Annotated in this window: 23 protein-coding genes; 7 read left to right on the top strand and 16 right to left on the bottom strand. The window is 63.3% G+C overall.

What is annotated here, in order from left to right; translation table 11 throughout:
- Positions 1-113: 113 nt before the first annotated feature.
- From ABFP37_RS15170 to ABFP37_RS15135, 8 genes are read right to left on the bottom strand one after another with little or no spacing between them, the layout of a single operon-like run.
- Positions 114-1,268: an amidohydrolase family protein gene (locus ABFP37_RS15170; RefSeq protein WP_078026974.1), complete on the bottom strand. Its 1,155-nt coding sequence runs from the start codon at positions 1,266-1,268 to the stop codon at positions 114-116.
- Positions 1,268-2,632, bottom strand: coding sequence for a glutamine synthetase family protein (locus ABFP37_RS15165; RefSeq protein ID WP_347034052.1), 1,365 nt, complete (start codon positions 2,630-2,632; stop codon positions 1,268-1,270). The genes ABFP37_RS15170 and ABFP37_RS15165 overlap by 1 nt, the downstream gene beginning before the upstream one ends.
- A gap of 38 nt (positions 2,633-2,670) precedes the next feature.
- Entirely contained in the window at positions 2,671-2,895 is a 225-nt protein-coding gene (locus ABFP37_RS15160; protein WP_139362699.1) for a hypothetical protein, read from the bottom strand.
- An 18-nt stretch (positions 2,896-2,913) separates the two neighbouring features.
- Complete coding sequence (locus ABFP37_RS15155) at positions 2,914-3,681, bottom strand: SDR family oxidoreductase (RefSeq protein ID WP_078026977.1); 768 nt, start codon at positions 3,679-3,681, stop codon at positions 2,914-2,916.
- An 11-nt stretch (positions 3,682-3,692) separates the two neighbouring features.
- A complete protein-coding gene (locus ABFP37_RS15150) occupies positions 3,693-4,421 on the bottom strand; it encodes a triose-phosphate isomerase (RefSeq protein ID WP_078026978.1) in 729 nt (242 codons plus the stop codon).
- The gene (locus ABFP37_RS15145) at positions 4,418-5,263 is read right to left on the bottom strand and encodes a sugar phosphate isomerase/epimerase (protein WP_185982373.1); all 846 of its coding nucleotides are present in this window, start codon (positions 5,261-5,263) and stop codon (positions 4,418-4,420) included. Before ABFP37_RS15145 ends, ABFP37_RS15150 begins: the two co-directional genes overlap by 4 nt.
- A 16-nt stretch (positions 5,264-5,279) precedes the next feature.
- Entirely contained in the window at positions 5,280-6,734 is a 1,455-nt protein-coding gene (locus ABFP37_RS15140; RefSeq protein WP_185982374.1) for an FGGY family carbohydrate kinase, read from the bottom strand.
- Between the two features lie 2 nt (positions 6,735-6,736).
- Positions 6,737-7,234, bottom strand: coding sequence for a secondary thiamine-phosphate synthase enzyme YjbQ (locus tag ABFP37_RS15135; RefSeq protein WP_078026981.1), 498 nt, complete (start codon positions 7,232-7,234; stop codon positions 6,737-6,739).
- A 121-nt stretch (positions 7,235-7,355) separates the two neighbouring features.
- Between ABFP37_RS15135 and ABFP37_RS15130 the strand changes: the two genes are divergently transcribed.
- Positions 7,356-8,261 carry a LysR family transcriptional regulator gene (locus ABFP37_RS15130; RefSeq protein ID WP_221937596.1) on the top strand — a complete coding sequence of 302 codons (906 nt, stop codon included), beginning with the start codon at positions 7,356-7,358 and terminating at the stop codon, positions 8,259-8,261.
- Between the two features lie 122 nt (positions 8,262-8,383).
- Positions 8,384-9,925, top strand: coding sequence for an amino acid permease (locus tag ABFP37_RS15125; protein WP_078026982.1), 1,542 nt, complete (start codon positions 8,384-8,386; stop codon positions 9,923-9,925).
- Between the two features lie 1,327 nt (positions 9,926-11,252).
- On the opposite strand, the gene ABFP37_RS15120 is transcribed toward ABFP37_RS15125, so the two are convergent.
- Positions 11,253-12,695: an SLC13 family permease gene (locus ABFP37_RS15120; RefSeq protein WP_347034051.1), complete on the bottom strand. Its 1,443-nt coding sequence runs from the start codon at positions 12,693-12,695 to the stop codon at positions 11,253-11,255.
- 12 nt (positions 12,696-12,707) lie between these two features.
- Positions 12,708-13,826 carry a PrpF domain-containing protein gene (locus tag ABFP37_RS15115; protein ID WP_078026984.1) on the bottom strand — a complete coding sequence of 373 codons (1,119 nt, stop codon included), beginning with the start codon at positions 13,824-13,826 and terminating at the stop codon, positions 12,708-12,710.
- 240 nt (positions 13,827-14,066) lie between these two features.
- Between ABFP37_RS15115 and ABFP37_RS15110 the strand changes: the two genes are divergently transcribed.
- Both ABFP37_RS15110 and ABFP37_RS15105 read left to right on the top strand, forming a co-directional pair.
- A complete protein-coding gene (locus ABFP37_RS15110) occupies positions 14,067-15,005 on the top strand; it encodes a LysR family transcriptional regulator (protein ID WP_078026985.1) in 939 nt (312 codons plus the stop codon).
- A 35-nt stretch (positions 15,006-15,040) separates the two neighbouring features.
- A complete protein-coding gene (locus tag ABFP37_RS15105; protein ID WP_347034050.1) occupies positions 15,041-15,493 on the top strand; it encodes an LssY C-terminal domain-containing protein in 453 nt (150 codons plus the stop codon).
- Here the strand turns inward: ABFP37_RS15105 and ABFP37_RS15100 are convergent.
- From ABFP37_RS15100 to ABFP37_RS15075, 6 genes are all read right to left on the bottom strand, one after another.
- On the bottom strand, positions 15,444-15,689 hold the full coding sequence (locus tag ABFP37_RS15100; RefSeq protein ID WP_078026986.1) for a CDGSH iron-sulfur domain-containing protein: 246 nt from the start codon (positions 15,687-15,689) through the stop codon (positions 15,444-15,446). The two genes, ABFP37_RS15105 and ABFP37_RS15100, sit on opposite strands and share 50 nt — an antisense overlap.
- A gap of 79 nt (positions 15,690-15,768) precedes the next feature.
- On the bottom strand, positions 15,769-16,077 hold the full coding sequence (locus ABFP37_RS15095) for an iron-containing redox enzyme family protein (protein WP_347034049.1): 309 nt from the start codon (positions 16,075-16,077) through the stop codon (positions 15,769-15,771).
- Complete coding sequence (locus tag ABFP37_RS15090) at positions 16,059-16,541, bottom strand: hypothetical protein (protein ID WP_347034048.1); 483 nt, start codon at positions 16,539-16,541, stop codon at positions 16,059-16,061. Before ABFP37_RS15090 ends, ABFP37_RS15095 begins: the two co-directional genes overlap by 19 nt.
- Before the next feature lie 58 nt (positions 16,542-16,599).
- The gene (locus tag ABFP37_RS15085; RefSeq protein ID WP_139362700.1) at positions 16,600-17,025 is read right to left on the bottom strand and encodes a hypothetical protein; all 426 of its coding nucleotides are present in this window, start codon (positions 17,023-17,025) and stop codon (positions 16,600-16,602) included.
- Between the two features lie 3 nt (positions 17,026-17,028).
- Positions 17,029-17,283, bottom strand: a complete 255-nt coding sequence (locus tag ABFP37_RS15080; RefSeq protein WP_078026989.1) for a hypothetical protein — start codon at positions 17,281-17,283, stop codon at positions 17,029-17,031.
- Positions 17,284-17,426: 143 nt separating this feature from the next.
- The gene (locus tag ABFP37_RS15075; protein WP_078026990.1) at positions 17,427-17,699 is read right to left on the bottom strand and encodes a hypothetical protein; all 273 of its coding nucleotides are present in this window, start codon (positions 17,697-17,699) and stop codon (positions 17,427-17,429) included.
- Between the two features lie 174 nt (positions 17,700-17,873).
- Here ABFP37_RS15075 and ABFP37_RS15070 point away from each other — a divergent pair, with 174 nt between their 5' ends.
- The 3 genes from ABFP37_RS15070 (at position 17,874) to ABFP37_RS15060 (ending at position 19,657) form a co-directional block, all read left to right on the top strand.
- Positions 17,874-18,584, top strand: coding sequence for a TetR/AcrR family transcriptional regulator C-terminal domain-containing protein (locus tag ABFP37_RS15070; RefSeq protein ID WP_078026991.1), 711 nt, complete (start codon positions 17,874-17,876; stop codon positions 18,582-18,584).
- Between the two features lie 31 nt (positions 18,585-18,615).
- The gene (locus ABFP37_RS15065; RefSeq protein ID WP_078026992.1) at positions 18,616-18,846 is read left to right on the top strand and encodes a zinc-ribbon domain-containing protein; all 231 of its coding nucleotides are present in this window, start codon (positions 18,616-18,618) and stop codon (positions 18,844-18,846) included.
- A 124-nt stretch (positions 18,847-18,970) separates the two neighbouring features.
- Entirely contained in the window at positions 18,971-19,657 is a 687-nt protein-coding gene (locus tag ABFP37_RS15060; protein WP_078026993.1) for a DNA alkylation repair protein, read from the top strand.
- The last annotated feature ends 144 nt before the right edge of the window (positions 19,658-19,801 follow it).

Below are 19,801 nucleotides of genomic sequence, written 5' to 3'. Positions count from 1 at the left end.
CATTGCGTTCACGTTTCCGGGGGCGCACGGCGGGCAATCCGTGGCCAATTGCGGCCCTTCCAGGGGCGGCTCGGGGCGGCTCGGCCCTTCTCGGGCCGGCTCGGGCCGGCGGCTCAGGGGAGCGCGTACACGCGGCGGGCGTTATCGCGTGCGATGAGTTGCACGATCTTGCGGGCGTCCGCCTCCGACCAGTCGCCGTCGTCGATCCATCCGCCGACCACCTTGGTGATGGCGTTCCGCCAGAGTCTCGCCCCAAGGTAGTGGAGTTCGGCCGGGCCGTATGCGTCGGAGGAGTAGAGGATTTTTGGAAAGGGGGCCAGTTCGAATGTGCGGGCCACGAGGTCCGGGCTCCGTGCCCCGGTGAAGTTCAGGGCAAGGCCGATGTCGATGTAGACGTTCTCGAAAGCGTGCGCCAAATAGCCGGCCTCGCGCTCGAACGGATAGCAGTGGAGCAGCATGATCGGCGTGCCCCGGATTTCGGGGGAACGGAGAAAGTCCAGGAGGTACAGGGGATTGGTTTTGTGGAGGTCCAGGTCGCGGTCACCGAATCCGACGTGGAACTGCAGCGGAAGCTTCATGGACGCCGCCGTATGCATCCCGTGGGCCATGAGGGTCACGTCGGTGAGCTTCGCCCTGATGCCGGCGCCCGCTTTCTCGTGCCAGCGCTCCTGCCAGCGCCGGGCTGCTTCGGCGACCGCGGCGGGGGTGGGCCGGCTGAGATTCTGGTCGAATCCTGCGCGGTAGGCGAGAACTGTTTTGACGCCCACGGCGCTGCGCGTGAGCTCGTGCAGCCGCTGGCCGAACTCATCGACGTAACCTGCCGGGTCGGAAATCTCCTGGATCAATGACTCGGCGACCGCTTCCAGCCGAACGATCTCGTGGGTTCGCCCGCCGGAGGCGGCGGCCATCCCGGCCATGCCGAGGTAGTCAGCGGTATCCAATCCTGTATCGATCAGCCAGTCGCTCACGCCGGCAGCCCGGGTCATGAGCCGGCTGACCTCGAGTTCTGCAAGCTCGGAGCGCCGTCTCCAGTAGTCAGCCGCTGAGGCGTGCCGTGGCAGATCGAGAATGCCGCTGCACCAGCGGCGGATGGCGAGCCCGATTTGCGTGTTGTAGGCGTCCCCAGGGTTGGCCAGAGGCTCGGTGTTCCCCTCATTGAGCGCGTTCTGAAAGCGTGACTCATCACCGTCGGCATGAAACGCGCCATGCACGTGGTGGTCAATAAGGCTGACGTGTTCGACGAAGTCCGGAAAGGAATTGCCCGCCATCAGATTGACCAGGCAAGGCGGAAGCGTTCGGCAAGTACGTCAGGCGCGAGTTCCGCGAAGGTCCGCTGTTCATAGCGCCGCACGGCCACCGTGGCATCCACGACGGCGTCGCCGAGAAGCCCGCGTGCAAGGCGTGACTTGTCCAGCGTGTCGATGATGGCGGCGGGGGAGTTTGGGAGCAAACGGACGTTGGACCGGTGCCGCTCGTCTTCGGAAAGCCGTCCCGGGTCGTCCGGTACCTCCGCCGGAAGCTCGCGACCGCCGAGGATGCCGTCGAGGGCGAGCGCGAGGATGGCCGCGGAGGCCAGGTACACGTTGGCCGACGGGTCGATGATTTTCACCTCGACGTTGGCTCCGTGCGGATTGCTCGTGCCCTCGTTCAGAAAGCGCACTGAGGCTTCCCGGTTTTCCAGGCCCCAGCATAAGTAGGCACCCGACCACGTGCCGGGCGCCAGCCGGCTTCCGGACAGGACTGATCCCGTGAGGAAACCCTGCATATCCGGGAGTCCTGCGATGATTCCTCCGATGGCGGCGCCTCCCTCGCCGGAGATGCCGTGCGGTCCGCGGCCGCCGGAGAACAGCGGCAGGCCGTTCTTTCGGAGCGAAAAGTGCTGGTGGGCGCCGTTTCCGACCGTGCCGGGAAAGGGCGAGGGGGAGAACGAGGCCTGCATGCTGTGGGCCCTGGCGACGATGCCAACGATGATCTTGGCGAGGACCGCAGTGTCCGCGGCCTGAACGGGCGGGGCGGGGGGAAGGGAAAACTCGAACTGGTTCCTGCCGTACTCGGCGTGGATCTGCTCCATGGGGATGCCGGCCCGGTTCAGCGCCGACAGCAGATCGTCAAGGAATTCCGAGCGGTCCAGGAGCCCGGTGGCCCCGTACGGAACCCAGGGCGTGGTTTCCAGCGCTGAACCATCAGGGGAGACCAGGAAAAACTCAAGTTCGTGGCCGACGAGCGCCTGGTATCCGGCGCCGTTGAGACTGCCGTCGACACCGGCCAGAACGCTGCGGGTGCAGGCAGGGGAGGCGGCTCCGTTTTGTTCAAAAAGGCCGGCTGGTGCCCATGCCCGGCCGCCCCGCAGGACGCGGAGTCCCGCGATGTCTATCTTGAGGCGCATATCGCCTACGGGGGTGATGCTGTCCGTGAACGCTATTCCGCCGTCGATGGTGAAGACATGCCAGACAGGGGCGGCACCCATCCCGGATTCGTGGAAGGCTCCGAGCCGGGCCAACGGAACGCTCTTGGCCAGCGTGATGCCCGCAGCATTCACCACCGTGCCGATCACGGCGCGGACGCCGGCCTCCTGGAGCTCGCGATGTGCGCTGGATACGGAGGTTTCGTCGGCTGATGCGGTTTGGGTCATGCGCCTATCATGCGGTGCCTCCCCGGCCAATGAAAGGTTCAGAAATGTGCCGGGTTTGGGCCAGTGGGGGTAGCTCCGTTGGATGCGACGATTCCGCTGAAGCCGCCGCCGGAGAAGGCCAGAGCGTCGGTCCAGGCGGTGAACGCTCTCGGGGTGGGGATCACCTCGTCGACTCCTGTTCCGATGATGATGGCATTCAACAGCAGGCAGTTCGCTGTCCGGGTCTGCGCGTTGCTGGCAACTAAGCAGGCAACGCGCATCACCCGGACAGCTTTCTGAAGCTAGATCGCGGTGTACCCGCCATCGATAATGATCTCCTGGCCAGTCAGATAGCTGGAAACGTCCGAAGCAAGGAACCTCACGAGCCCTGTAAGGTCCTCGGGTGTGGCCATACGGCCTTGAGGAATTCGAGAGATCCAGTCGGCTTCGAGGGACGGTTCGCGTTCGATGATTTGCCGAGTCAGGTCAGTGAGAACGTACCCTGGGGCAATCGAGTTGACTCGGATGCCTGCCGCCGCCCACTCGACCGCCAAAGACTTACCGAGGTGGGCGACCGCAGCCTTTGACGCGTTATACGACGCCGCCCATTGAGGCACATTCACGATGGATCCCGACATTGACGAGATGAATACTGCGCTCCCGGGCAAGCCGGCCGCGAGTAAGCCACGGCCGAATGACTGGGCCGCGAAGAATGTCCCGGTCAGATTCACGTCGATGACCTTGCGCCATTCATTGGCTGAAACGTCCACTGAATCGCCGTTGATTTCGATTCCCGCTGCGGTCAGGAGGACCTGCGGGACACCGAGCCCCTCACTGATTGCGTCGAAGGCAGCTGCGGTCGCGTCCTGGTCGGTGACATCGAGTTGCTGCCCTAAAGTTCGTACATGGTACTTATCAGCGATCTCTTGCGCGGTTTCTGCAACATTGTCAAGCAGATCGAGCAGGGCAATGTTGGCGCCTTCCGATGCCAGCGACCGAGCGATCGCCAGGCCGATGCCGCGCGCTCCTCCGGTGATGACAGCGGTCTTGCCGTTGAGGTTGGTTTCCATTCTGTTTCTCCTTATTGGTGTTGATGATTGGTCGGCGCCGGGGCGTCGGTTTGGGCGTCGTCCCATCCGGCTCGGGCGGCGGCGATGAACGACCGTGCGGCGGCACATGGGTTGTCCGCCGTGAGGACGCCGCTGGTCGAGCCGGTGCCGTCGGCGCCGGCGGCCATGATGGCCCGGGCAATCGATGGTGACGCGACGCCGCCCGCGTGCATGACGAGCACATCCGGGTGTGCTTCCCGCATAACTGCAGTGGTGCCGGGAATCCATGCCCGGACGGCGTTGCCGGCGGTTCCGATGAGCTCGGGGGGTTCGAAGAGGACTGCGGTTGGACCCAGGGTGGTGTACCGGAAGGCGTCGGCTTCTGTTCCCGCGCATACGACTGTCTGTAGATCAACGGCCTGGGCCCGGTGAACCGTGCGGGCCAAGCTGTCGTTGTCTAGCGGGTTGCTGTCGTGGTTGAGCATTACTCCAGCGGCACCGGCGTCGACGAGCGACTCAGCGGTCACGCGTCCTACGGAGTCGCCCGGCAGATCCGCGTCCATGCCTTGCGCGAAGACGAGAACGCCGGTGCGAAGATCGGCGATCGGGGCGACAAGCGCTATCGGCACCGTGAGGACCACTGCGACGTCGAACTCGCTGCCCGCGCGCCCAGCGGCGTGCGCAAGCGCTTCCAGCTCGGCGCGGCGGAGGAAGTTCTTCGGCCCGATCTCGAAGAACGGAGCGGTCAGTGCGGCCTTCACGCCTCGACAAGTTTCCGGAGATAGTTTGCGGTCGCGGGCAGCGTCGTCGATGCGTCACCCATGGTTGAGCATTCGAGGTTGAGGTATCCGTCATAGCCCACGTCGCGTAGCGCCGCGAAGATCTCTGGCCAGTTGAGGTGACCGTGGCCTGGCAGCAGGCGGTTGCTGTCCCCGAGATGCACATGGACGGTCCGGTCTCCGGCATCACGCAGCGCCTGCGCCGGGTCGGCTTCCTCGATCGACATGTGGAACAGGTCAGGCAGCAGACCGGCGTTGGGGTGCGCTACGTCATCGATGATCCTGATGTTGTCTGCCACCTGGTTCAGGTACCGGCTCTCGTACCGGTTGATTGGCTCCAGCAGGATGTGTGCCTCCGATCCGGCCACGAGGTCCAGCATCTCTCGGTAGAAAGCGAGGAACTCCTCGTGCTGCTGGGTGTTCAGCTGCTGGAAAGGTTCGAAGAGCGGCAGCGGGTTCTGCGAGCCGTATTCGAATTCGATCTCGGTGACAGCTCCGATCTCGGCGCAGACCGCTGCCGATTCCCGGTACATTGCCCGGCACTGCTCTCTGAGCGCCGCGTTCGGGGACATGGCCTTACCGTAGACATCGTCCGTCAGTACGAATTCCACCGGCCGAACACCGGTGCGGCTCTGCAGCGAGGTCAGCTCACGTCGGGTCTTGTCATCCCAGGTATCGAGCGGCTGAAACACTGCGATCCCCTCGTAGCCCCACTGCTTGAGCAGTTCAGCCTTCTCGGTCAGTGTTGTCCCCGGCACCATGGGGGACGAACAGCACAACTTCATCTGTGTCTCCTCCGTTTTCATCGTGTCCTGCGTTTTCATGTGTCCTCCGTCGTGATCAGCTTTGGTAAAGGCGGCGCAGATAGTCTGCGAAGAGCCGGTAACGTGCCTGCCGTGTTTCCGTTTGGGACGGCCGGTACCGGACCGTGGCGGGTGCATGCAGCTGGTTCGCGTCCTCGAGCCGGTTGAGCTTTCCGCCGGCGACAAGGGCCAGCACTGCGGCGCCGCGGCACGTTGCCTCGTGCTCGTCCGGGACGAGCACGTCCACTCCGCAGACGTCCGCCTTGAGCTGGTTCCAGAACGCGGAAGCGGCACCCCCGCCTGTCGAGACCATCCCGTGTGCGGGCTCAGGCGAGAGGTACTCGACATTGCGCCGGAGCAGGTGCGCGATTCCTTCCTCGACAGCGAAGGCCATGTCGATCTGGTCATGGCCGAGGTCGAGATTCAGGAACGCGCCCTTGGCGTCCGGGAAGTAGTCCGGTGGGTTTACCCCGGTGAGATAGGGCAGGAAGATTGGCGGTTCGCGGTATTCCCGGGATCCGAGCCGCTGCTCGAGCTCGTCGTAGGACATGCCGGCGAGGCCATGGCCTCGGAACCATTCCAAGGCTGCCCCGCCACCGTCGACGCCGCTGAACAGGACCGTGTCACCGGGGCGGAGGCCAGAATGGAAGGAAACTTTCCGGTCCGCGTCGAACGACCACTCGTGATCGAGCAGAGAGAGGGAAAGAACCGTCCCTGCGGACTCGCTGACGATGCCAGCTGCATAGGAACCCGTGCCGGCCATGGCGCAGAAATGATCGAGCGCCCCCACGTTGACACGGTACCCGCTCGCGCCCGGCAGCCGGGTCACGACGTCCTCGGAAACCTGGCCCACCTCAGTCCCGGCCGGTACCACCTCCGGGAGAGAGCCGCCTGGAATCGAGCAGAAATCAAGCATCTCGTGCCAGTACATGCCGTTCGGCACGTCCCAGAAGTAGGTGAAACCACGAGTAGTGATCTCTCCGACGGCGATCCCGGTAAAACGCCTGACCAAGTCGTCCTTGATCATGAGCACCGATCGAGCGGAGTCGAGCGTCGCTGGCTCGTGCCGCCCAAGCCAGCGCAGCTTCGCGGCCGGCCAGGTCGCAGATGGGAAGGGTTGACCCGTGACCGCGAACGCGTAATCAGTCCCGAACCGTTCGGCGAGTTCGGCTGCTTCGGCCACCGCACGATCGTCAAGCCAGGACATCCCCGGACGCACGGGCGTGCCCCTCCGGTCGTTGATCACGAGCGACTCAGCTTGCCCGGTGATGGCAATGACGGCCTCGTGTCGGGCAACATCGTCGCAGTTCGCCGCGCACTGGCCGATCAGATCGAGCACGGTGTCGAACAGCTGTTCGGGATCGAACTCGACCCGAACGCCGTCACGAGCGTACACGGCGGGCGCCGAAGCGGTCCCAAGCCGGCGCAGCTGGTCGTCGTAGAGCACCACCTTCAGGTTGGTGGTGCCGACGTCCACTGCATAAACCAGCACCGTCAGCTGCCCAGAATCTGGAAGTGCACCGTGCGTGTACGCGCCCGAACAGAGTCGAGGTCCCCGAAGTACACGCGCCCAAACTCTCCGAGCACAAGCTCTCCCTCGACGATCGGGATGACCTCTGAACGGCCGAGGATTGAGGAGATGATATGCCCATCGGTGTTGAGCCCCCATTCCGGCAACTCGCTGCGCAGTTCGCCGGCATTTCGGATGTGGATCGGCCCCGGGTGAAGGTACTGCCCCTCATGTCGCGTCGTCGGCGCGATCTTGGCGAACACGTTCAAAGTGTCCTGCAGGAGCAGCTGAGTGCCGTAGTAAGTGGTGTCTTCGGACTCCTCCTGTATCACCACGCAGCAGCTGGTGTGTGGTGAATAGGCGATCGCGATCCCATCGGACACCCCGCTGTCCCGAACGAAGTCCTCTAGCTGGGACGTCACATCGAAGAACTCCTGCCGTGCGGGAGTTTCAAGGGTGATCGATCGGCTCTGACTGGCCATTGGGGGTTCCTACTTTCATGCATCCGGAAGACTCTGATCCAGTTTGTGGCCGCGTTCCGGGGGACGGAAGGTCGAAGTTACACTGAAGAGATAACTACTGCTTATCAATGGAGCTGGTGACATGCGGTCCTTACCCGACGTGAGCCTGCGGCTGCTGCGGTACTTCGAGGTACTGGGCAGCGAGCTGAACTACCGGCGCGCGGCCGAGAAACTGTTCATCACGCAGCCGGCCCTGTCCGGGGCAATCCAGCAGCTCGAGCGGGCCATCGGTGATCGCCTGTTTGACCGTGATACTCGTTCGGTTGCTCTCACGAAGCTCGGGCGAGACTGGCTGCCCTATGTGCGGAAGGCCCTCGCTGAAGTTGACCTGGCACGCGAGGCTGTGGCGATGCTCGTCGACCATGCGCACGTGCGCATCGGCTATCTGATCGGCACCGGCGCAGATCTACTGTTCCAGCTCCTCGATGGGGCAGATCGTGCCTTCCCCGATATCACCATCGAAACCGTCGAGTACGACTTCTCTGATCCAAGCGCCGGGCTCGCATCCGGAGCCACGGACATTGCCCTGCTACGACCACCCGTCGACGTACCGGGCCTGGAGATGGCGGTTGTCGCCGAAGAGTCCTGGGTCGCATGCCTTCCACGCTCTCACCGCCTGGCGAACAGGTCCGAGCTACGCATCGAAGAGCTCCTGGATGAACCAATCATCGTGGCACCGCAATCCGCAGGACGCTGGCGCGACTACTGGCTCGCTGCGGACGCACGCCAAGGCAAGCCCCCAATAGTTGCGGCCGAGGCCGCAACATACGAAGCGGAAACCACGATGGTAGCCCGCGGAGTCGGACTGAGCTTCACGACGTCCTCAATGGTTCGTTTGTACGATCGGCCGGGTATTAAGTTCGTTCCGATCATCGACAGACCAACCAGCTTCACCGCGGTCGCCTGGCGCCCGGAGCGTCTTTCAACGGCCATGCGCCCATTGGTGCAGCACATGCTCGGCCGACTGGTTCCCCGAAAGTCCGCCTGACTTATCAGCCGTGCTTATCAATAAATAGAAACTTTCACCTTCCGCGCCGTCCCCTCTGCTGGCTTCATTGATCAATAACAGGTCTTCCGGACCCGTCCAGCAATGACGCGAGGAGAAACACCATGGCCGAATCGAAAACACATCAGGATCCATCGCTTGCACCGCCACCGCGGGTAGTGGGCGAGGACGAAGACACGCGCCTCGAGGAGTTCGGCTACAAGCAGAAGCTGGACCGTTCCGTCGGCCGGATCGCATCGTTCGCTATCGGCTTCTCAACGATCAGCGCCACCACGGCGGTGTTCACCGGGTTTTCCGCCGGGTACCTCAATGCCGGGTCGCCATTCATCTGGACCCTTTTCCTCGCCATCCCGGTGTTCCTGCTCTGGACGCTGATTGCCGCGGATATCGCCGCGAAGATTCCGCTCGCCGGCTATGCCTATCAGTGGACGAGCCGGCTGAACGGCTCCACCTTCGGCTGGTTCACCGGCGTCAGCGCCCTCATCGGCTGGATCAGCGGCATGACCAGCCTCGGATACATTTTTGCCGGGTACTTCGGGAGCGTCTTCGATTGGCAGCTCACCCAACCCCAGCAGATCCTCATCGCCGTCGGCGTCGTCATCGTGTGCGTCCTCATCAACGCATACCGCGTACGTCTGGCAACCCTTGTTAACAACATCGGTGTCGGATTGGAAATCGTCGTGACGGTCGGTGTCACCGCAGTCATCGCCGTACTACTCATCGTTATCCCGGACAACGCGCAACCGATCTCTTCACTCTTTGTCGGGCGCAGCGCCGACGAGTCGACGCCTTACATCCTTGCCTGGTTCTCCGCATCGCTCGGCCCCTTCTTTGGCTTGGTCGGCGTCGAGGCTGTTGCCGATGTTGCAGAAGAGACGAAGAACGCGCGACGAGTAATTCCACGCACCATGTTCTATGCCTTTGCGGTGTCGTGCGTCATTGAGTTCTTCATGTACCTCGTGTACGTGCTCGCGATCAAGGACCCTGCCGCGCTGGCGGATTCGCCCGCCCCGATCGAAGAGATCATCTCTGGGCAGCTCGGGCCAGTGTTCGCACGCATGGTCGTTGCCATCGCACTGACGAACATCCTTGTCTGCCTGCTGTCCAACGTGCTCGTGGGAACTCGACTTTTGTACTCACTTTCTCGTGACAACATGATGCCGTTCTCGCACGCGCTTCGGCACGTCGCATCAAAGCGGAAGACGCCTTCGACAGCAGTTGTTTCGCTCGGCGTCGTGTCCGTGCTGCTTCTGCTGTCCGCTTTGATCAATCAGCAGGCGTTCAACTACTTCCTGGGCATCGCGACCCTGGCGTTCTTCACAACCTACGTGCTGCAGACCATCGGTCTTCTCAATGCTGCAGCCCGTGGCCGGATTCCAGCAGCCGAGCCTGGCACATTCGATCTCGGCCGGGCACGCGTGCCGCTCCTGATTGTCAGCCTCATCGTCTTCCTGCTGGTGGAAGCTGCGCTCATCTTCCTCCCCGCATTCGCCGGCAACGCCTACGTTTTCGCCGGCTTCATGGCACTCGCGGCGATCTGGTGGCTGCTGGCGTTGCGGAAACGTCTCAAGAAGGGCGAGGCCGGCCCCCGATATGCTCAGGAACACCCCGATGATCACAGCCCAGCAGTATCAAACATCGGATGAGTTCCGCGACATACGAATTCTGGAATGCCTTTCTATCCGGTGATCCAGTGAAGATCTATTTGCGCAGGACCATACGAATAAGCACCCTAGATCCGCGATCTCCTGGGTAAGCGGAGCGTGGTCGCGTCCGACGCGGACACGGCCAGACGGGGGCCGCGCTTATCGCATCGGCCGAGAAAGGGAGCGACCTATGGGAGAGTACGGTGTACGGATTTCATCACCGGAATGCCCACGCCCTGCTCGCACCATGGGACGATACACGGGCGATCTAAGTCCGCTTCGATACCGGCACTCTCCAAGATGAATACGAACAAGCGGGTGCCGCCCTTGTGGTCAGTGAGTCCACATGGCCTAAAGCCGGAGTGGAGATCTCCGATGGAGTACCAAACGTCAGCACATTAGTAGCACGTGACGGCTGGTCTGACTGGGCGGCCGCACCTACCCCAGAAAGGGCACGCCGAACCACCCCTCTAGACTTCGGCCCATCGGTTGGAATTTGCGCAGTGCACTTGGACGTTCAGCGTCGGAACCGGCTGTTGTTAGCGCAGCCGCCGTCTCGTTAACCTTCTGACCTCGGCACGCCATCGTCTTGCTGTGTCTTCAGTACCTTGGGCGCTTCCGAGTGGGGTAGGTCCCCACAACTGTCTCGCAGAGAAAAAAGAACGGTGAATTCGGTATGACGCCTTGCTCCAATCCCCATGATGCTGCCCTGGCTTTGACAGAAATGGCAGCGGAGGAATTTCCCAACCCATGTTTCGGGGCTGACCGCATTGCCGATGTGGTGCGGATAGTTTTTGGGCAGGATGGGCTGGAAGGCCTGAGTGTCCTTGTCTGTTCCCTGGCATCACAGAATTACAGATCCCTGAGTGCTTCCGCGACCGCGACGGGAATGCATGCGGGGTCCTGTTGGACGTTCGCCGCAAGTTGACTGTCGCGGATGGACCGTTCCAGCCAAAGTGAAGATTGGTAAAGTTGCAGATCAGGGAAACGCTCGGGCGATCGGCGAATACGCGCGAGACCGACGTCGCACCCCTTGGGCTAATCGGCATTCTGGTCTATCGGCGACGAAGTAGTGGCCGCGATACCGGCTGAGCGGAATCCATCGGAGCACTCCTGACGCTGATCCATTATGGGAGGAGGCAGGGCGACGTCGTGGTCACCCTGCCTCCTTTGCATGCTGCGGAGTTCCCGCGCCCGTCCGTCGGGCTACCTGTTGCGATGGAGTGCGGGAACGGCAGCGCGCGTGCCGGACGTTGAGTCCGGCAGATTTCACACATCGGCGTGGTCACAGTCTTGGCTGACCGGTGGCCGAGGTGCGGGATCCGGGTCACATGATGCCGGTGGGTACCAGCAGGGCCCATGCCAGCGCGGGGGCCACCAGGACCACTCCGCCGGCGTACATCATTAGCTGCTTGTAGACGCGTTGGCGGTCGTTCTCCCGGGCGTTGGCTACAACGAGGGCGCCGTCGGTGGAGAAGGGGGAGACGTCCACCACTGTCGCGGCGATGGCGAGTGCAGCGACGGTTCCCGAAGCGCTCAGCGAACTGGATGCCAAGAGGGGACCGGCCAGGGGGATGAATGCCGTCAGCAATGCCGTGGAGGAGGCGAAGGCTGAGCCTACGCCAATGACGTAGCAGAGCACCAGGGCGATCAGCAGGGGTGCACCCAGTGCGAGGGCTTGCTCGGCGAGGGTGTCGATGACACCTACGTGCTGGAGCAGTGAGACGTAGGTGATCATGCCGGCCACCAGGAGGACCGTGGACCAGGAAACGCCGCCGATGAACGTTTTGTGTTCCTTGATGTTGACGAATGCCAGAAGCAGGCCGGCCGAGAGAGCGACGAATCCGATGGGCATGTGGAAGCCCAGGGTGCACACGAGAATCACAGCGATCAACGCCAGCGTAAAGATCTGTTGACCCTTCGGACGTCCGACGCGGGTTGTGTCGAGACCGGCGTACTCGTTGACGTGGTTATCGTGCAGCTTGCCGAAAAGGGCGAACAGCACGATGGTCAGGGCTGAAAGGATGAGATTGAGGGCGAAGCTGGCCGTGAAAAGCGCGCCTTGGGAGATGGGGAATCCGTTTTTCAGTGCGATGTCGTGCACCAGCACGCCCGCAACGGACAGCGGGGAGAAGCCGCCCGCGTGGGCCCCGTTGATGACGAAGGCGCCCATGAGGACAGGGTGGATGCGTGACTCGTAGGCAAGTCCGAGGGCCGCCGGTGCCAGCAGTGCGACGGCGGCCGGTGAGAAGGTGCCCAGAGCGGTCAGCGCGGCAGCCATGAGGAAGAACACCCATGGCAGGAGCACTGTCTTGCCCCTGACCAGGCGCACGCAGGTCTGAACGATGATGTCGATGGTCCCGTTTCTTTGGGCCATGCTGAAGAAGTAGGTGACGCCGATGATCGTCAGGACGATGCTGGCCGGGAACTCCTCAAGGATTTCCTTGTCGCTCATTCCGAGCATGAAGTAGCCGACGCCGAAGGATGCCACCAGCCCCATGACGCCGATGTTCAGCGGCCATTTGGTGGCGACGACGAACATCACGACGAGAATGACGAGCGGGATGATCTGGGTGGCGGTCATGGTCGGCTCCGATCCCGAGGCGGCCGCTGGATTGAAGACACCCCCGAACAGGAGGGCGGCCAGACCCAGGATAGTGATGGCGGCTACCGTCATCAGCAGGATACGGCCGCGACGGTTGGGACGCTGTGAGCCGTCGTCGCGGGTGTCGCTTTCCAGGGGTGCAGTTTGTTCTGCGGTCTTAGTCATGATGCTGTCTCCTCATTGAGTGGCGCTGGCGAAGGAGGCCTCGACGGCGCTGCCGAAGGCCTCGGGGAGGTGGATGATGGTGGTGGCGATGGTGCGGGCCGTTCGGTCGACGCCGACGAGCAGCGATCCGTCCCGTTCCTCGCACCAGGTTTCGATGACCCCGGCCGGTGTGCGCAGCCGCAGGGTGGGCTGAAGGGTGTCGCCGGTGATGTCGTTGAGTGCGGTGCCCGGGGTGCGGGCGGCGAGGGTCAGTGCGATGCTGCCGGTGATGGCCAAGGCCGGGTGCGGCTTGCCCATCGAGAGCATCATGACGCTGACGTCGCTGTCCGGATCGGACTGGGCCGGCGAAGCCACGATTGCGACCTTGGGGACGGCGCGGGCAGCTTCGCTCGTGGTCGCTGCCAGCCCCATACGCACTGCGGCCTGGCGACGGACGTATTCCAGGGTTTCCAGTTGCAGCTCCACCCCGGCGAGCCAGCTGTCGTAGCGCTCCGGGTCAAGGCCAAGGTCCTCGGCACGGAGAATCACTACCGGCGCTCCGGCGTCGACCATGGAGACGGTCCAGCGGGTTCCGCCGGCGGTGATCCTGTCTGAAGCTGACCCGGTGGGAAGCAACTTGCCGGTGGTCTTGCCGGCAGGGTCCTGGAAGCCGAGCCCGACCCGGTATCCGGGGAAGGGCACCCCGGGCATCCGGGCGTCCGGAACGATGGGAAGGGCACCTGCGGGCGTGGCCACGCGTTGGACGATGACCTGGCCGGTGTTGGTGTTGCGGGTGACGATCCGGGTGATGTCGCCGCTGGGGATCACCCATCCCTTCTCGATCGCGTAGAGGCCTACAACCGCCGAGCAGTTGCCGCAATTGCTGCCCCAGTCCACTGCGGCCTCTTCGATGCCCACCTGGGCGAAGGTGAAGTCGACGTCGATATTCTCGTCGTCGGGGCGGTGCAGGATAACGGCCTTGCTGGTCGTCGAGGTCGCCCCGCCGACCCCGTCTATCTGCCGGGGGTCGGGACTGCCGAACAGCCGCGGCAGCAGCACATCAGGGCTGGTGCCGCACTCGTCCAGATGCTCGGCTTCGAACACCCAGCACTTACTGGTGCCTCCACGCATTAATTCTGCTTCGAGCTTCATCGCGTTTCCCACATCTCCTCGTGCCTCAACTTTGCTTTGGGCCTGAGAAAAGATTGAGCCAGATCACAAAGTAAGACAATGTTCGATTTTTTAGGAGGGATGTAGCATTGCTTAAGTCACTGTTCCGAAAAGGATGATGGCCGCATGGTTCGGCATTCACGGCCCCTAGAAGTGGCCCGTCATCCCGCAGATATGAGTGTGCATGCAGGGAATGAACCAAATCCAAAGAAGGGTAAACCGTTGCTTCACGAAGAGAACCAGTCTTTGTTCGACATGCGCCGGCTGGCCCTGCTGCTGGAGGTCGTCGAACAGGGATCAATCACGGCAGCGGCGGAACTAATGATGTACACGCCCTCCGCCGTCTCCCAACAGCTGCGCAAGCTCGAACAAGAGGTCGGGCAGCCTCTGCTCAACCGGCGCTCCCGCGGGGTGGTACCCACCGAAGCCGGCCAGGTGCTGGCCGGCCACGCCCGCAAGATCGTGCGGCAGATGCAAGCAGCCCAATCCGACCTGGACCAGATCGCCGGCCTCAAGCGCGGGTCCCTGACCGTCGGCACCTTCCCCACGCTCGCCGGGTCCTTCCTGCCCATCGTCATCAGGACCTTCAAGAAGCGCTACCCGGCCATCAGCCTCTCGCTGCGCAGCGCACGCTTCGACGAACTCGTGGCGGACCTGGAGTCCGGGGTCACCGGATTGTGCCTGCTGTGGGATTACCCTTGGAATCGCTTCCACGACGAGTCGATCCGGGTAACCGAAGTCTTCCTCGAGAGAACTGTGATCCTGGTGGCTGGCAACCATCCGCTCGCCGGCCGGGAGCAGGTCAGCATGGAGGATCTGCGCAACGAATCGTGGATCGTGCGCGCGGAGGCCCACCCGGTGGTCGAGGTGCTGCAGCGTTCCGCGCACGAAGCCGGGTTCGAACCAACCATTGGCTTCCTGGCCAACGATTACCAAGAGGCGCAGGCCATGGTCAGCGTCGGGATGGGGGTGGCCATGGTGCCCAAGACCGCCGTAGCTCTCCAGCACCCCGACGTGAGGGTGCTCAGCCTCGGTCCGGCCGCCCCGCTGCGGCGGATTCTGCTGGCGCAGCGCCAGGACAAGGTCTACGCTCCGGCTGAGGTCGCCTTCCACTCCACACTGCTTGAAATCGCCCGCGAACAAGCCGGCGACTACCTCTAGACTGTGTGCTCTTGGTGGAAGGGGACTGCGAAGTGATGTCAGGGGAGGATTGCGGGGACGTTCCGGCGGAACCGGACCACGCCCGGGCTGACGACCGCCAGGAGCATTTGGCCTTTCAGCGGGAAATCGATGGCAACCCCCGCAAACGGCATCACGTGCGGTTTTGGAGATGCCCGGACACGTGGATGCTGCCCGGCGGCATTGCGGTGGACTGGGTGGGCGCCGGAACCTACGACAGAAGTGTCGGTCTTTCCCTCTTCACATTCCAGATCACCCACAAAATCGCCGACCGCACCGACGAAGAGCGCGATTTCATCATCGACACCCTGCGGGCGGCCAACGCGGTCGAATCAGTGCATGTCATCAGGAACTTCTCGACTGGCTATCACCATCGCAACGGCGGGGGTGACGCCATCCGAACCGACGGCCACCTTCCGATCATTGATCTGAATCCTCCGGAGCGGACGGGTAACCGGTCCGAAACTTAATCATTTTGTGGGTGCCGTCGCAGTAGGGCTTGATCGCGGAGGCCCCGCACCGGCAAAGGGCTACGGTCCGCCGTTGCCGGGGCACAGGTTCCCCCGACGATGCGACGATGTCGAAGTCGCCGCGGACCAGGATCGGGCCGTCGGGACAGAGGACGATCGAGCCGTTTCCGGGAGACTCCTGCTGGTTCTGATTCATGTGTAATCCCGATCTGGTAGGGCAAGGAAAGAGTGGCTGCCGTGGCACGCGTGCTGGGCGCGCAGAGTTTCCGAGAGCGTCACAGGCCAGCCGGGACAGCGGTTCGCAGGGAGGACCTGCCGTTGTCCCATGCGTCCGTGACCAGGGAGGAGAGCCGCCCGTCGATCGCAAGGACGGCCGTGGCGCCGAACAATACGTCGGCGAGGAGGTCCGGCTGCGCCTCCACCAGGCCGCCGGCGAGATCCCTTCCGGCGATCTGCTCGTGGACCGCGTCGGCCTCCACATGCTCGTCGAAGTATGCTGTCACCTCTGCGCCGAAGCCGAGGCGCCGGAACCCCTGGCCGTACAGTTGGTTCGGCCGGGAGGACGTCATTTCGTAAATCGCCACTTGTGGATCAGGAACTCACGGAGATGCTCGACGGACGCCTTCCTGGCGATAAAGCGGGACACGCTGGGTCCGCTGTCCCGGGCCGCGAGTTCGAACAGGATGGCAGCGACGTCATCGCTGCTCAGGGTTTCCGCCGGAGGCAAACTGGTTTGCGGGGCGCAGCGGTGCGCTGCCGAGCGCAGCGCCTTTTCGAACGGTGCCTCGAGCAGTTGACGGATCCCGAGCAATCCGGGATTCCATTCCCACAGGTCATCCACACCGTCCAAACCCCCGTAGTGAAGCTCGTAGAGGCAAAACAGGGCCAGTTGGAGGTCATCGTCCTCGATGATGTCCCCGATGTCGCGCATCTGCGCTGTGACCAGTTCGTGCAGGTGCGCCTGTGCCGCCGGCTCGGCCCCGGGCCGTCCGGAAAGGAGGCCCAGCACCCCGGAGCTGACGGGTCCACGTGGTTCAGGGATCTTCATTGTTCTCCTATGCAGTCTTTAGCCGTGGGGGCTAAAGACCGGGGTGGGGTATCTGGAATTAGTGCGGGATTTCCATTTGGAAGCCGCACCGGCACCGAATTACCCGGGTCCGAAGGTAGGCGCCGAGGAAATCCGCCGGCCGCGGATGGGTGGCGACCGGCGTACGGGAGTTCCTGAGCTCCGGATCGGTCGGGGACATGGGTTCGCCGCAGTGGATGTACTCGGTGCCCAGGTGCATGACGTCATCGTTGTGGGTCGACCGGGCCAAAACTGCAGCGACGAAACCTGCCGTGGTGGACAGAACCCGGGTTCCGCCACACTTCTCACAGTTGAAGGCAACGGCGAGGCTTTCCCTCCGGCTGTCCATGACGGCGATGGAGTCCACAACGAGGTGCAAGTCCGTATCGCAGGTCGAGCACCAGGGCTGCTTTCCCCGGGGCTGTTGGGCGTCCCGCGGGATGTAGGTGCTGGCGAAAGTACTCACTGGTCAGACCAGCCCCGGGTAGCTGGCCAGGATGTAGTCAGCGGCGGCCGGGCCCTTCATGCGGAGCCTGTTGTGGCGGGGATGGACGTGCTTCTTTTTCATGGCCGACCAGAAGGCGCCTTCGGGCCGGGGCGTCCGCTGATGCAGGAAGCACCAGCTCGTATACAGGCCGTAGAGGCAGTCCTGCCCGAGTGTCGAGCCGGACCCGTCGGCGGCGGTGGCTTCGTTGAGGAATTGGTCGTACTGCGAAGTTGCCAAGAGTGGCTCTTTTCCGCGGGGTGCGTCTGGTGCCGCCGTGAGGCTACAGCGGCTGACGCTTCAAGGCCTGCACGGGGCGTTGAAGCGGTTCCGGGCCCGCAATTTCTGCGGGGCCGGTGGGTCGAGCATGGTGACGCCGGTGGTTATGCGTGGGTGTGTGCGCGGTTGCCGGCCTTGGCCAGTCCGCGGGCGATCATGAATCCGACGGTGAGCCAGGTGATGTACTGCATGGCCTGGCTGGCGTTGAAGACATCGACGCCGTTTTCGCTGGCGTTGTCCCCGACAACCGCGGACGTGATGATCGTGGCGAGCACCGCGGCGACGTAGACGGCGAATTCGACGGTCCTGACGGAGGCTTTGATGTTGTTGGTGTTCCGCGTGGTTTCAGCGTGGGCGGACTGCGCGTGGGATGTCATTGGTTACTCCTTGGTGGTGTGAGCGGCCGGAACGGCCATGCCACCAGGGTCCCGCTTCTAAAACCGGTGATAACAAATTCTCTACAACGTAGACGTTACCCGTAGACTACCAAGTAAAGCAAGCATGCTTACCTTCATCGGCAGCACGCCTGCCCGTCCTTTAGGAGGGAACCCATGGTGCCCGCACAGAATCCGGTGGCAGCCGCCCCCGGCACGAAGAAGCGCCTCAGCCGGGAGGTGGTGCTCTCCGCTGCGTTGGAGCTGGTGGATGCAGACGGACTCGATGCGCTGACCATGCGCCGACTGGGGCAGGAACTCGGCCGGGACCCGATGAGTCTTTACCGCTACGCAGCCAACCGCGCCGCACTGCTGGACGGAGTGTCCGAGCTGGTCTTGAACGAGCTGGCGATCATTCCTGATGACCCGGACTGGCAATCGCAGCTAAGGCGCATTGCCCATGACTTACGCCTGCTTGCGCTGCGACACCCGAACGTCGTGCCGCTGCTGGTCACCCGGCCGCTGTCCACGCCCTTGGGCCTGCGGCCGCTGGGGACCTTGCGTCCGCTGGAGCAGATCCTGTCGTTGCTTATCGACGCGGGATTCCAACCCCGCGAAGCGCTCCATGTTTACCGGGCCTACTACGGGTTCCTGTACGGGCACATCCTCAATGAACTGCAGGAATTCATCGTCGATCCCGAAGAAAATGAGGCCCTGCTCCGTCTTGGCCTGCACCGCCTGCCGCCGAAGGAGTTTCCGCGCCTGCGCGCGTTGGCTCCGGTCCTCGCCGACTACGACGGAGCGGCCGAACTGGACCAGGGCCTGAGTATCCTGCTCTCCGGCCTGGCCGCACGCCTCCCGTCGCCGGGCCATTCAACCACCGCGTGAGCGGCAACTTCGACGTTAGAAAGTACAAACGATGCTTCTGCTCTTTGGTCTCAAGACCGTTCTGCGCCCCCTGCCTGGACGGGCAGCCACATGTCAGTCCTGCGGGTCGTTCGTCCATCATCACCTCGAGGAGCGCGCCACCAAATTCACGCTCTTCTTCATTCCCGTTTTCACCACCTCCAGGTCCTATCGCATCACCTGCTCGAACTGCGGACAGATGTCAGTGATCAACGCCCGCCAGAAAAACGCGCTGGTCCGGTGAACCGGTGAACCGCCCGTGCTTTGCAAAAAGCACGGGCCCGGGCACCACCGGAGGCCCGGACGGACCCGAGGGGGGCCACCTCCGTCGTAGGCTGAATCCCGCACGTGATGGAGAGGAGGGCCCAATGGCAGAGACGACGGTGACGGAGCCGATGGTGGCCGAGGTGATGGCCGAGCTGGCTGCGCTCGAGGACCCGAGGGCACGCGAGGTGAACGAGAAACACGGTGACGATCACGGGGTGAACCTCGGCAAGCTGCGCGCGGTCGCGAAGCGCTTGAAGACTCAGCAGGAACTCGCATGCCGGCTCTGGGAGACGGGCGACACCGCGGCGAGACTGCTGGCGATCCTGATTTGCCGCCCGAAGGCGTTCGGGCGTGACGAGTTGGACGTCATGCTGCGCCAGGCGCGCACGCCCAAGGTGCACGGCTGGCTCGTGAATTACGTGGTGAAGAAGACCCCGCACTCCGAAGAGCTGCGCCTCGCCTGGTCCGCCGACCCGGATCCGGTGGTTGCGAGTGCCGGCTGGGCGCTCACCACCGAACGCGTGGCGGAGAAGCCCGAGGGCCTCGACCTCGCAGGACTGCTCGACGTCCTTGAGGCGGAGATGAAAGACGCCCCGGACCGCCTGCAGTGGGCGATGAACGAGTGCCTGGCCCAGATCGGGATCGAGCACGCCGAGCACCGCGCCCGTGCAATCGGCATCGGTGAGCGCCTGGAGGTGCTCAAGGACTACCCGACTCCTCCCAACTGCACCTCGCCGTTCGCGCCCGTCTGGATCACCGAGATGGTGCGCCGACGGCACGATCAGTAGCCAGGTTCGCCTCCGCACCCCGCAAAAAATCCGCCGTCACAGGTGCGGTATAGTTCACCCCACCGCCACGGAAACGGCGCGGAAATCGCGGGGCACGGCGAACAGGCTCGCAGACAGCCTCCGCACTCCACGTACCGCACTCCG

Source organism: Burkholderia sp. RS01 (assembly GCF_039748055.1).
In the GTDB taxonomy this organism is placed as follows: Bacteria; Actinomycetota; Actinomycetes; order Actinomycetales; family Micrococcaceae; genus Arthrobacter.
The sequence above is the reverse complement of the archived record's forward strand: the minus strand, read 5'-3'. Positions and strand labels throughout refer to the sequence as shown.